Source organism: Clostridium minihomine (assembly GCF_900240385.1).
Classification (GTDB): domain Bacteria; phylum Bacillota; class Clostridia; order Oscillospirales; family Acutalibacteraceae; genus Faecalispora; species Faecalispora minihomine.
On record NZ_OEQH01000003.1, the window covers coordinates 368,104 to 381,322 of the forward strand.

Below are 13,219 nucleotides of genomic sequence, written 5' to 3' on the forward strand. Positions count from 1 at the left end.
GATCAGGAAAAATCGGGGGGTAATTTATGGCGCAATTGATTGATGGAAAAGCAATTTCAGGGGCAGTAAAAGAACAAATCGCACAGCAGGTGAGTTCTATGCAAGAAGAACAGGGAATTACACCGGGCTTGGCTGTTGTTTTAGTCGGGGAAGACCCTGCTTCTGCCATCTATGTAAAAAATAAAGAAAAGGCGTGTGAAGAAGTCGGTTTTTATTCAGAAATGTATACGCTGCCGACTTCTGTTACCCAGCAAGAGCTGGAAGATTTAATTCATACGCTCAATGAAAAAGAAGATATTGACGGCATCTTAGTCCAAAAACCTTTGCCGAAGGGTTTGGATGAAAAAGCGCTGGTCAATTTGATTCGTCCGGACAAGGATGTGGATGCATTCCATCCGGAGAATGTTGGACATATCATGCAGGGGGATTTTCACTTTCTTCCCTGTACTCCTGCGGGCGTAATGGAATTGCTGCGTGCTTCTGATGTGAATCCGCAGGGTAAACGTGCCGTTATCGTCGGCCGCAGTGATATTGTTGGCAAGCCCATGGCCATGCTGCTTCTGCATCAGAATGCCACGGTAACCATTTGCCACAGCAAAACCCAGAACCTGGCAGAAGTTTGCCAGGAGGCAGACATTTTAATTACCGCCGTGGGAAAAACCGGCCTGATTACAGGCGATATGGTAAAACCCGGCGCAGTGGTGATTGATGTGGGAATTAACCGTGATGCGAAAGGAAAACTGTGCGGCGACGTTGATTTTAAATCGGTGGAACCAAAAGCGTCGTACATCACTCCTGTTCCCGGCGGTGTGGGGCCCATGACCATTTCGATGCTGCTGAAAAATACGTTGGCGGCGGCCAGACTGCACAGTGGGTTATAAAAAACAAACCGGTCTGCCGCACCAATTATATAGACAGAGGTTTCCTGGATGAGAAAACTATTAGATCAGATTGATTCCCCCGGGGACTTGCGATCCCTAACCGTCAAACAGCTGGGTGGACTGTGCGGAGAAATCCGCCAGGAAATTATTCGTACCGTTGCAAAAAACGGCGGGCATTTGGCGTCTAATTTGGGGGTAGTGGAGCTGACCGTTGCGCTTCATTACACGTTTGATGTTCCTTGGGATGATATTGTTTGGGATGTGGGGCATCAGTGCTATACCCATAAAATATTAACCGGAAGGCGTGACAGAATTCATACAATTCGCACGCAAGGCGGGCTTTCCGGTTACCCGAACCCCAAAGAAAGCGATTGTGATCCCTTTCACTCCGGCCACAGCAGCACCTCAATTTCGGTTGCGCTGGGGCTGGCGAACGCAAAGAGAATAAATCATGATCCCGGCCACGTGGTGGCTGTTATTGGGGACGGTGCGCTGACCGGCGGTTTAGCCTATGAAGGGCTCAACAATGCCGGGCGCTTCCCGAAAAATTTTATTGTAATATTAAATGACAATAAAATGTCCATTTCTAAAAATGTGGGTTCCATTGCCCGGTATCTGGCACATATCCGTACAGAGCCCGGTTATTTAAAAGTAAAAAGCACAGTGGAAAACATTTTGGATAATACTCCTGTGCTGGGGGCTCCGGTTAGTTCCCTTCTGCAAAAATCCAAATCCCTGCTGAAACAGGCTCTGTACAATAACACTCTGTTTGAAGATATGGGATTTGCCTATTACGGGCCTTATGATGGTCATGACCTGGAACAGTTGATTTCTGTTCTTCAAAATGCGAAAAATATCAATCGTCCGGTGCTATTGCATGTGATTACGTCTAAGGGAAAGGGATATCCCTTTGCCGAAAAGAATCCCGGTGCTTTTCACGGCGTTTCCTGTTTTGATATTAAAACCGGGGAATCCCAAGCATCCGGCGATAATTTTTCCAAAGTATTCGGCCGATGCCTGACGGATATGGCCAAAGAAGATGACCGGATTTGCGCCATCACTGCCGCCATGGAAAGCGGCACCGGCCTGACGGATTTTCACAAAGCCTTTCCGGATCGCTTTTTTGACGTTGGGATTGCTGAAGAACATGCAGTGACTTTTTCGGGCGGTTTGGCCGCCGGGGGAATGCTGCCTGTGTTTGCTGTGTATTCCAGCTTTTTACAGCGCAGCATTGATCAGGTGATTCATGACGCTGCTTTACAAAACCTGAAAGTGACCTTAGCCATTGACCGCGCCGGGGTAGTCGGGGAAGATGGGGAAACTCATCAGGGACTTTTTGATGTATCTTTGCTCAGTTCTATTCCCAACCTGACCATTTTTTCTCCTTGCTATTTCTCAGAGTTACAGATGTTTCTGCATCAGGCAGTTTACGAGTGTCCCGGTGTTGCCGCAGTGCGCTATCCCCGCGGCGGGCAGTTATTCCAGCCGGAAGACTTTACTGTGACGGGGAACACCTATGATGTGTATGGAGAAACGGATGCACCAGTGCTCTTGGTTACCTATGGCAGGCTGTTTTCTATGGCCTGCTTAGCTGCAAAAAAACTTCGGGAAGACAAAATTCCAGTTCGGATTCTGAAACTGAACCGAATTCATCCGTTGGATCCCCAGGCAATTGAAATTTGCCGCAATGCCCAGCATGTCTTTTTCTTTGAAGAGGGAGTTCGTCAGGGCGGAATAGGGGAACACTTTTTTTATCTGCTGTATCAGCAGGGGTATCAAGGAAAAACAACTTTGCGTGCAGTGGAAAACCACTTTGTAAAACAGGCTGCCGTGCGGCAGTCGCTCATTGAGCTGGAACTGGACAGTGACAGCATGAGAAAGATCATAAAAACGGAGTATCAGAAGTGATAGAGAAAAAAAGACTGGACACCCTTGTGTATGAATTGGGTTTTGCCGAAAGCAGAGAAAAAGCCAAAACCTTAGTTATGCTGGGGAATGTTTATGTAGACAATCAAAAATCCGACAAGCCGGGCACGATGCTTCCGGCCAATTTAAAAATAGAAGTTCGCGGACAAGGGCTGCGCTATGTCAGCCGGGGTGGTTTAAAGCTGGAAAAGGCAGTGGATCTGTATTCTTTGGATTTAACCGGAATGACCTGTATGGATATTGGCGCTTCTACCGGTGGTTTTACCGACTGCATGCTGCAAAACGGAGCGAAAAAAGTATACTCTGTGGATGTGGGCTATGGGCAGTTAGCCTGGAAGCTTCGTACCGATCCCCGGGTGGTGAATCTGGAGCGCACCAACGTTCGCTATCTAACTCCGGAGCAAGTACCGGATTCCATTGATTTTTTCAGTGTGGATGTATCTTTCATTTCGCTGACGCTGGTGCTGCCGGTGGCCAGAACCTTTTTATCTGAAAATGCCCGTGCAGTCTGCCTGATTAAACCTCAGTTTGAAGCCGGGCGGGAAAACGTGGGCAAAAAAGGTGTGGTGCGTGACAAATCGGTTCACGAGCAGGTAATTTCAAAAATTCAGTCTTTTGTTTTGGAACATGGTTTTTCTGTTTTGGGGCTTACTTTTTCCCCGGTAAAAGGCCCTGAGGGAAATATCGAATACCTGATTTATCTGCAAAAGTCAGAAAATCCGGTCAACCTTAGTGAGCAGGCGGTTTCTGAACTGGTGGAACGCTCTCACGCTGAACTTAACGGTGGTGAATCACATTGATTGCTGCAATTGTTCCGAACCTGACAAAAACCAACGCAGATCAAGCAACCCAAGCCATTGTCCAGGTGCTGCGCTGCCTTGGCGTTACGGTGCGGGTAGAAAGTTCTATTCATCAAAGTCTGCCCAATTTAGATGCGGAATTCTGTGAAGATTTTTTTGACATGATCGCCACTTGCGATGTGGTAATCGCGGTGGGGGGCGACGGGACTATCATTCACGCGGCAAAGCATGCCGCTTTTGCCTCAAAGCCAATCTTGGGGGTAAATGCGGGACGCTTGGGCTTTGTTGCCGGTTTGGAATTAAATCAGCTGCACCGTCTGCGTCACCTACTGGATGGTGACTATAAGGTGGAGCAACGCATGATGCTGGAAATTTATCTAAAAAGCGAAGGATATTCAAAACCCTATTACGCCTTAAATGAGGCGGTGGTATCCCGGGGTTCAAAAACGCATATTTTGGACTTTGAGGTGTCTTATAACGGAAATAACCTGTGTCAGTACCGAGCAGACGGCCTTATCGTCGCCACACCCACAGGCTCCACAGCATATTCCCTGTCTGCGGGCGGGCCGGTGGTGGAGCCTGCCATGCGCTGCCTTTTGCTGACCCCCATTTGCCCGCATTCCCTGTTTACGCGCCCTGTGGTATTCGGGGAAGATTCCACTTTGCATATTCAGGCGGCTTCCAACGGACAAAGTGAGATTTTTTTAACGCTGGATGGGGAACTAGCAATTCCGGTAACCGAAGAAGAATGTATTCGGTTTCAAGCATCCAGTCGATCGGTCAGCCTGATTGATTTAAAGCATCAAACATTTTATGAAGTTGTCAATGAAAAACTTTCAGAACGGAGAGCGTGACATGAAGACAAGACGGCATACCAAAATTCTGGAATTGATCGGCGACCACCAGATTGATACGCAGGAAGAATTGCTGCGGCGCTTAAAAGAAGCCGGCTTTGACGTGACCCAGGCCACCGTATCAAGGGACATCAAAGAGCTTCGCCTTGTGAAAATCCTGTCCGCTGACGGGAAATACCGTTATGCAAACAGCCAGGAACCAGCCAGGGATATTTCAGGAAAATTCTATTCCCTTTTTGCAGATTCGGCAATAGAAGTGGACTGCGCCATGAATATCGTGGTTGTTAAATGCCTAACTGGAATGGCCAACGCCGTTTGCGCAGCCATGGATAGCCTGCGCTGGGAAAAAGTGGTGGGCACCATTTCGGGCGATGATACTTTTCTAATTCTTTGCAAAACTCCGGAAATTGCATCCCTGTTGGCAGAGGATTTGAGAAAACTGATTGTTGGCAGGTGATATACAATGCTTTCTCAGCTGTATATTGAAAATGTAGCGATCATTGAAAAGTGCGGGCTGGATTTTAATTCCGGCTTTAACGTGCTGACCGGTGAAACCGGCGCGGGAAAGTCCATTTTAATCGATTCTATCGGTGCCATTTTGGGGGAGAGAACCTCTCGCGAACTGATCCGAACCGGCGCTTCTTCCGCTTTTGTCAGCGCGGTATTTTCAAACCCCGGGCAACAAGCCATGGAAAAGCTTCGCGATCTTGGTTACACTGCGGACGAAGAGGGCAATGTGCTGATTCAGCGGGAAATTAATCTGACCGGAAGAAATGCCTGCCGCATTAATGGGCGGCCGGCTACCGTTTCTGTGCTCAAAGAAATCAGTCCTTTTCTAGTCAATGTTCATGGCCAGCATGAAAGTTATCAGCTGCTATCCCCGGATTTGCACATTCGGTACATAGATCGCATGGGCGAGCTTTCTCCTTTAGTAATCCAGTATCAGGAAGCATATCGAAAGATGTGCCGGATTCGGGACGAACTGCGGGATTTTGATTTGGATGAGGAACAAAAAGCACGACGGATTGATCTGCTGAAATATCAGATTCAGGAGCTGGAAGAGGCAGAACTGCGCCTTGGCGAGCAGGAGCAATTGACAGAAAAACGCACCCTGTACCGCAACAGCGAAAAATTGGCTGGGCAGTTTCAACGAGTGCGCGCTTTGCTGGACGGCGAAGAGGACGGCGGTGTGTTGTCTGCTTTGGGAGAAATCAGCGCAGCATTGGCAGAGGCACAGCGTTATTTGCCTTCTTTGGGGCAGCTGACGGAACGTTTTCAAAGCATCGAGTATGATTTGCAGGATTGCAGTGAAGAACTAAGTCAATCTGCCGATTTATTAGATTATGACCCTGTGGAACTGGAAGAAATTGAGACCCGGCTGGACAGCATTTACCGTTTGAGCCTAAAATATGGCCAAACCACTGAGGATATGCTGAAGTATCTGGAAAGTTGCCGTGAGGAACTGGAAAACATTGAGCTTTCTGAAGAGCGCTTGGAACAGCTGAACGAGGCCTATGAAGATGCCAAAGCCGAAGCAATCCGGCTGGCAAAGCTTCTTTCTGCTCAGCGAAAAAAGACCAGCACAGGATTTATGGAGAACGTAAAGCAAGAGCTTGGTTTTTTAAATATGCCCGGCGTAGAATTTCAGGTGGAGCAAGAGCGCTGCCCCCTGAATCATTCCGGCTGCGATAAAATTCAGTTTTTGCTTTCCACCAACCCGGGGGAACCGGCAAAGCCTTTGGCAAAAATTGCTTCGGGCGGAGAACTTTCTCGCATTATGCTGGCGATTAAAACCGTTCTGGCGGGGAAAGATGAAGTAGATACTTTAATTTTCGACGAGGTCGATACGGGAATCAGTGGCAGTGCGGCTCAAAAGGTGGGGCTAAAGCTGCGTCAGGCCGCAAAGGGCAGTCAGGTGATTTGCGTCACCCATTTGGCCCAGATTGCCGCTTTGGCTCAAAATCATTTGCTGATTCAAAAGCATCAGCAGAAAAATCGAACCTTTACGGAAATTACCCCATTGGATTCCGAAGGAAGAGCAAAAGAGTTGGCCCGGATTATGGGTGGACTGCCCGTAACCAGCCTGATGCTGGAAAACGCCAGAGAAATGTTGAAGCTGGCAGAGGAAACCCCTTCTGATTTCGGGGGTTGACAAAGATAAAATCTTTGGATATAATGCAAAGCAATGGCGAAGAAGGAAAGAAGTACAGAAGAACGACCGGCAAAGAGAAACCGCGGTTGGTGTAAGCGGGGGCGGAAGTTTTCTGGAAATACGTTCCGGAGCCGCCGGGCTGAAAAATCGGCATCTGCCGAATTAGGCTCGGCCGGGTTGCGCTCGTTACCGCGCCGGGTAAATTTTTTACCCATAAGGCCGCCGCCGTGAGGCTGCGGTAAACTGAGGTGGTACCGCGGAATTTCCGCCCTCTGCAGGATATTGAAGCAGGGGGCTTTTTTATTCCCCCTAACACTGGATTGGAGGAAATAAAAATGGGAGTATTTGATGAATTGGAAGCAAGGGGCATGGTTGCCCAAATTACCAATGAGGAAAAGGTAAAGAAACTTTTAAATGAGGACAAGATTACCTTTTACATTGGATTCGATCCGACCGCAGACAGTCTGCATGTAGGTCATTTTGTGCAGATTATGGTGATGGCCCACATGCAAAAAGCGGGGCATACGCCGATTGCTTTGTTTGGCGGCGGCACAGGAATGATCGGCGATCCCTCTGGCAAAAGCGACATGCGCAAAATGCTGACAAAAGAGGATATCGATCATAATATCGCATGTTTCCAAAAGCAGATGTCCCGGCTGATTGATTTTTCCGAGGGAAAAGCCATTATGGCCAACAACAAAGATTGGCTGCTGGATTTAAATTATGTAGAATTCTTGCGCAAGGTAGGCGTACATTTTTCGGTTAATCGCATGCTGGCTGCGGAATGCTATAAACAGCGTCTGGAAAAAGGGTTGTCCTTTTTTGAGCTGAACTATATGATTATGCAAAGCTATGACTTCCTGGAACTCAACGAGCGCCACAACTGCGTATTGCAGATGGGCGGTGACGACCAGTGGAGCAATATTATCGGCGGCGTGGAATTGGTTCGCCGCACCAAAGCAAAAGAGGTATATGGCATCACCTTTACTCTTCTGACCACCAGCGAAGGAAAGAAGATGGGCAAGACAGAAAAAGGTGCTGTCTGGCTGGATCCGGAAAAAACCTCTCCCTTCGAGTTTTATCAGTACTGGCGCAATGTGGATGATGCCGATGTGATCCGCTGCATGAAGATTCTGACCTTCCTGCCGCTTTCTAAAATTGCGGAATACGAAGCTTTCACCGGAAGCGGACTGAACCAGGCCAAAGAGGTTTTGGCATTTGAGGTAACCAAGCTGATTCACGGTGAGGAAGAGGCCATGAAAGCCCAAGAAGCTGCCCGCGCTTTGTTTGGCGGCGGAAAAAACAGCGACAACATGCCCAGCACAGAGATTTCTGCATCTGATTTGACTGATGGTTCCATTGGTATTTTAGATTTAATGCTCAAAGCAAGCCTGATTCCTTCCAAGGGCGAAGGACGCCGGTTGGTGGAACAAGGCGGTGTGTCAGTGGACGATCAAAAGGTAGAGTCCATTACTCATGCTTTAACGGCAGCAGATTTTGAAAAGGGTTTTGTCATTATTAAAAAGGGCAAAAAGGTGTTCCATAAGATCATCCTTCAGAAATAACACCGAAAAAAAGCAATCGAAAGGAGGAAGTGCGATGAAAAGACGATGCTGGCCCGCACCGGTCATGACAGCCGGCCTGACGCTTTTGTTGTTCTTCCTCTTTCAGTTGTACCCTTTTGCACAGCAAACTTTGGCCTGGTGTGATATGAAACAGCAGGTCATTCCTTTTTTGCTGGACTTTCAAAATATTTTAAAAGGAAACGCCGATTTTCTTCTGAACACCCAGAATGCGGGTGGAATGAGTTTTTTGGGTGTTTTCTTCTTTTTTGTTTCCAGCCCGTTTACTTTTCTGATTGCATTTGTCCCACCAGAAGAAATGTATCTGTTTGCAAATATTCTGGTGCTTCTGAAAATGGCTTTCTGTTCCTATACGGCGGCACTTTTCTTCCGCCGGCAGTTTTCCAGCCTCGGCACATTGCAGCTTTCGGCACTTTCTATGATGTACGCTTTCGGCGGCTATACCATGCTGTATTATCAGAACATGGTCTGGCTGGATGTGATGGGAATGTTCCCGATTTTGCTCATTGGACTGGATTTACTGATACGAGAACGCAAAGTTCTTTGTTTTACCTTGAGCCTTGCTGCTATTATGGTGCTGAATTTTTATTTGACCTATATGGTGGTCGTCTTTCTGATACTGGCCTTCGGAATTTTCATTCGTTTGACACAAACTTCGCAAAGCGATCGCAAACAGTCTATTTTGCTTCTGGGGCTCTCAACTTTGTGTACGTTACTAATCACCGGGGCAGTATGGCTACCGGCTTTATTTCAATATTTATCTTCTGCCCGCACAGTGGGACTGTTTGAAAGCCTTTCTACCGGCAGCCTGTTCACCAGTTTTTATACCACGCTTCCCATTCTTCTTTGCAGTGCAGGAGTTTTTTCTTCTCTTTTCTTTTTGAAAAAAAGAGAACTGTGGCATCAGCCACAAATGCGTGGAGCAGTGATTCTCTGGTTTTTGCTGGTGCTTCCGATCTTCATCGAACCAATCAACAAAATGTGGCATACGGGAAGCTATCAAGCGTTCCCGGCTCGCTATGGTTATATGACTGCTTTTATCGGACTATTGTTCTTAGCAAAAGCAATTTCAGATTTAAATGGGGAAAACAGCCGCTTCTGTCGTCAAGATTGGCCGGGAATCGGAATCGGCCTCTTTTTGCTTTTTGCCATGGCAGTGGTTGCTGTTTTACTTCTTTATTACCGATATCGAGACATGACCATATACACCCGCACCTTATGGGCAGATCAGACTTCCACATTCTATTTTGCACTGTTTGCCATATTAGCTGGGTTAAGCTATTATCTTTTGCTTTATCTGTACCGCTATCAATACCTGACAAAGAAGTTTTTTTCCATCTTTCTTCTTCTTATCGTTTGTTGTGAGTCTTTGTTTTCCGGCAGTGTTTTTATCGGTTCGGCAGCAAATCCCGAAACATTTTATCGCCCTGTTTTTGATTTGAGAGAGAAGATAGAGGATACCGATCTGTACCGGGTCAAAAACAATCACAAGTACTTTGATGTGAACCTGTTGGGGGGCTTAAATTACCCAACTTTGAATCATTACACTTCATTGACAGATGAAGATTATATGTTCACGATGAAAAGGCTGGGATATTCCTCTTATTGGATGGAAGTCAGCTCACATGGGGGAACCGAACTTTCCGACGCGCTTTTGGGGAATCGGTATACTATTGTTCGGGATTATGAGGCCGAGGGCAAAAAAAATATAGTGTATCAAAACAACCGGTATGCACTTTTAAAAAATCCTGAACTTTTGTCTTTTGGAACCGTGATACAATCCGAAAATATTGCAGAGTTGGAAACTCTTCCGGATGTTTCTCGGATGGGGATTCAGCAATATGTGTTTTCTAAACTGTTTGGAACCACGGAATCTTTGGTAGAAGAATACGAAACCTCTTCTGCAACCAATCTTTATTATTTTTATGACGGGGGACAAACAGAGCTGGTTCGGCAAAATCCGGAAAAAGACGGCGAACTGGAATATCATATTTTGGTGGAAGGAACCCAAACGTTATATTTGGATTGTTTTGACCAAATCAGCAATTCTTTGACGGAGCATGTTTATAACAGCTTGCATGTGTCGGTAAATGATCGCACCATTGAATTCCAATATCCCACTCAACATGAAAATGGATTGATTAATCTGGGAACCTTTACGGATGAAGCAGTGGATATTCGCCTGTTGGTTCAGCGTGATTTGCATGCCAAATCTTTTGGGGTTTTCGGGCTGGATCTGGAAAAGCTGCAAACTGCCGCGGAACAGGCCACGAAATTGCACTTGGTTCAACAGGGAAATACCATTTCCGGAACGGTGCAATCATCCGAAAGTGATTCATATTTAATGTTGCCGCTGCCTTACCAAAAAGGATATTCGGTTCAGATCAATGGAAAAGACACTGCGCTTTATCGAGTGTTTGGTGATTTGATGGCAATTCCCTTAAACGAAGGGGAGAATCAAATTCAGTTGACTTTTGTTCCCCAGGGACTAAAAATGGGAATTCTTCTGTCTGCTTTTGGACTTATGGTTTTAGTTGGCTTTTGGCTGTTGATGAAGAAGAACCAATACCATTGGATCAAACCATTGGAATTGCCCGCTTTCTGGGTATACCGAATTCTTTTCCTGGCCGTTTTCTTGGGGATTTATTTATTCCCAATCATCGTGTTTGCCATCGGTTAGAAAAGGCCAGAAACATCATCAGACATTTGAGATAAAAAAGAAAACACCTGAAGCTTTCTTTTAAAAAGAAGCTTCAGGTGTTTGTCATTTCAAAAACATTCAGTGATTTCGATTCACTGTACTATTTATTCTTCCGGTTCTTTCATCGCCTGTTCAATGGCAGACAGAGTTTCATTAAAATCTGCAAAGGTAACCAGCAGAGATACTTCATCTTCTGATGTGGTGATAATCCGCACATCAGTGGAAACTCTGGCCGCTGCGGCAAACACAACTGCGGCAATGCCCGGGGTATGCTTCATGCGCGGATCGCTGACTGTTATTTTGCAGTTTCCACTGCTGACAATCATTTTGATTTCATGGCGCGCTTGTAATTCAGAGGTAAACTCCAGCATTCTTCCCAAATCCTCATCTTCAATGGTAAAGGATAGGGAGGTGAAAGCGCCTTGTGTGGGTGCCAGAGAAATCATATCCACATTTACGTCCAAATTTGCAATCTTCTCAAAAATTTCAGATAAAAAAGAAACGTTGGCCGAACAATTCTGTAAAGTGATTAAAGTAATCTCACTAGACGAAGTAACGATTGCGCCTGGCATTATGATTCCTCCTTATGATCCGCCAACAGATCGCCCATATTATAAAGGCCTGCGGGCTTATCTAATAAGAACAAAGCGGCATTGATCGAACCTGTGGCAAAAATCTCTTTGGACTGAGCAGAATGAGAAATGCTGATGATTTCGTCAGGCCCGGCAAATACCACTTCATGTTCCCCAACAATGGTACCACCCCGGACGGAATGCATCCCGATTTCAGTTTTCCCCCTCTTTTTGCGCTGGGAATGCCTATCATAAACATAGTGGGGGTCGTCTTCCACCACAGAAGAGATCGCATCCGCTATCATCAGCGCTGTTCCGCTGGGGGCATCCACCTTTTGATTATGATGTTTTTCAATAATTTCCACGTCAAATTGACCCCAAAGAATCGATGTCGCCTTTTTTGAAAGCTCGATGAGCAGGTTTACCCCCAAAGACATGTTGCCGGAGTAAAAAATCGGAATGCTCTCTGCTGCTTTTTTAATTTGCGTAACCTGATCTTTGGAATATCCCGTGGTGCAGATGACCATGGGCATTTTGCGGGAAAGACCCCATTCCAGCAAAGGGGAAAGGAGCGATGGATTAGAAAAGTCAATCAGCACATCCGCCTCGCAGCTAATTTCAGAAGGTGAAGAGAAAACAGGATATTCTTTTTCTTCACCGGCAAAAGCATCAATCCCCGCCACTGTAATGCACTCGGGACGAGCCTTTACACCCGCAGAGATTTGATTTCCCATTTTTCCATTGCATCCGCTTATGATAAATCTTGTCATTTCACCATTCCATCCTTACTTTTTACTATCAGTCCATCAACCCTATTTTTAGATTAATCCGTGCTTTTTCATGACGGAAATCAACTTTTCCCGATTGGTTTCATTCATGTCTATCAAAGGCATGCGGCACTTGCCGCTTTCATACCCCAGCAAACAAACGGCTTCTTTCACCGGAATCGGATTGACATCCACAAATAAAGTGTTCATCAAATCCAAATATTTAAGGGACAAAGCACGGCTCTCTTCCATTTTTCCCTCAAAGAAAGTCTTGCAGATTTCGTGCATCACATTAGGGCAAATGTTTGCCATAACCGAAATAATTCCTTTTCCGCCCAAAGACAGCATCGGCAAAGTCTGGTCATCGTTGCCGGAATAGATGTGCAGGTTGTCACCGCACAAAGCCGCAGTCTGCGCCACAGAAGAAATGTCGCCGTTGGCTTCTTTGGTTGCCACAATGTTCGGATGCTTCGAAAGCTCTAAATAAGTGGCGGGCAGAATATTGCAGCCGGTGCGAGAAGGTACATTGTACAGAATCATGGGCAGGTCGGTCTGATCTGCAATATGAGTAAAGTGGCGGATGAGCCCCGCCTGAGAAGATTTGTTATAATAGGGGGTAACGCTCAGCTGAGCATCTGCGCCATAGCGCTTGGCCTCAATGGCCAGTTCCACTGCATAAGCGGTGTCGTTGCTTCCGGTTCCGGCAATAACGGGAACCCGATGATTTACCTTTTTGATTACATATTCCAGAACCTGACAATGCTCTTCATGACTTAACGTAGCAGATTCACCGGTGGTTCCGCAGGCAACGATTGCATCTGTACCGTTTTCCAGCTGGAATTCAATCAATTGCCCCAGCATGTCAAAGTTAACGGAACCGTCTGTATTCATAGGAGTAACAATGGCAACACCAGAGCCAAGAAAAGGTGCCTTTTTCATGTTAACAGCCTCCAATTAATTAAAATAAATAATAAAGAAAAATA

At 46.3% G+C, this 13,219-nt stretch carries 11 protein-coding genes and 1 other annotated feature; of the genes, 8 read left to right on the top strand and 3 right to left on the bottom strand.

The window, feature by feature from the left end; translation table 11 throughout:
- Positions 1-26 precede the first annotated feature (26 nt).
- The 8 genes from folD to C1A02_RS08750 all read left to right on the top strand — a co-directional run bounded on the left by folD (position 27) and on the right by C1A02_RS08750 (position 10,876).
- Positions 27-881 carry a bifunctional methylenetetrahydrofolate dehydrogenase/methenyltetrahydrofolate cyclohydrolase FolD gene (folD, locus tag C1A02_RS08715; protein WP_101697820.1) on the top strand — a complete coding sequence of 285 codons (855 nt, stop codon included), beginning with the start codon at positions 27-29 and terminating at the stop codon, positions 879-881.
- Between the two features lie 48 nt (positions 882-929).
- Positions 930-2,789, top strand: coding sequence for a 1-deoxy-D-xylulose-5-phosphate synthase (gene dxs / locus C1A02_RS08720; protein WP_101697821.1), 1,860 nt, complete (start codon positions 930-932; stop codon positions 2,787-2,789).
- Positions 2,786-3,607: a TlyA family RNA methyltransferase gene (locus tag C1A02_RS08725; RefSeq protein WP_101697822.1), complete on the top strand. Its 822-nt coding sequence runs from the start codon at positions 2,786-2,788 to the stop codon at positions 3,605-3,607. Before dxs ends, C1A02_RS08725 begins: the two co-directional genes overlap by 4 nt.
- Positions 3,604-4,461, top strand: a complete 858-nt coding sequence (locus C1A02_RS08730; protein ID WP_101697823.1) for an NAD(+)/NADH kinase — start codon at positions 3,604-3,606, stop codon at positions 4,459-4,461. The genes C1A02_RS08725 and C1A02_RS08730 overlap by 4 nt, the downstream gene beginning before the upstream one ends.
- Before the next feature lies 1 nt (position 4,462).
- Positions 4,463-4,918 carry an arginine repressor gene (argR, locus tag C1A02_RS08735; protein WP_101697824.1) on the top strand — a complete coding sequence of 152 codons (456 nt, stop codon included), beginning with the start codon at positions 4,463-4,465 and terminating at the stop codon, positions 4,916-4,918.
- 6 nt (positions 4,919-4,924) lie between these two features.
- Entirely contained in the window at positions 4,925-6,613 is a 1,689-nt protein-coding gene (gene recN / locus C1A02_RS08740; protein WP_101697825.1) for a DNA repair protein RecN, read from the top strand.
- 30 nt (positions 6,614-6,643) lie between these two features.
- Positions 6,644-6,889, top strand: a binding site (T-box leader).
- Positions 6,890-6,948: 59 nt separating this feature from the next.
- Positions 6,949-8,178, top strand: a complete 1,230-nt coding sequence (gene tyrS, locus C1A02_RS08745) for a tyrosine--tRNA ligase (RefSeq protein WP_101697826.1) — start codon at positions 6,949-6,951, stop codon at positions 8,176-8,178.
- A gap of 34 nt (positions 8,179-8,212) precedes the next feature.
- On the top strand, positions 8,213-10,876 hold the full coding sequence (locus C1A02_RS08750; RefSeq protein WP_101697827.1) for a YfhO family protein: 2,664 nt from the start codon (positions 8,213-8,215) through the stop codon (positions 10,874-10,876).
- A 125-nt stretch (positions 10,877-11,001) separates the two neighbouring features.
- Here the strand turns inward: C1A02_RS08750 and C1A02_RS08755 are convergent, their stop codons facing one another.
- From C1A02_RS08755 to dapA, 3 genes are read right to left on the bottom strand one after another with little or no spacing between them, the layout of a single operon-like run.
- Complete coding sequence (locus C1A02_RS08755) at positions 11,002-11,469, bottom strand: ACT domain-containing protein (protein WP_101697828.1); 468 nt, start codon at positions 11,467-11,469, stop codon at positions 11,002-11,004.
- Positions 11,469-12,239 carry a 4-hydroxy-tetrahydrodipicolinate reductase gene (dapB, locus tag C1A02_RS08760; protein WP_101697829.1) on the bottom strand — a complete coding sequence of 257 codons (771 nt, stop codon included), beginning with the start codon at positions 12,237-12,239 and terminating at the stop codon, positions 11,469-11,471. The genes C1A02_RS08755 and dapB overlap by 1 nt, the downstream gene beginning before the upstream one ends.
- Positions 12,240-12,287: 48 nt before the next feature.
- The gene (dapA, locus tag C1A02_RS08765; protein ID WP_101697830.1) at positions 12,288-13,175 is read right to left on the bottom strand and encodes a 4-hydroxy-tetrahydrodipicolinate synthase; all 888 of its coding nucleotides are present in this window, start codon (positions 13,173-13,175) and stop codon (positions 12,288-12,290) included.
- Between the last annotated feature and the right edge of the window lie 44 nt (positions 13,176-13,219).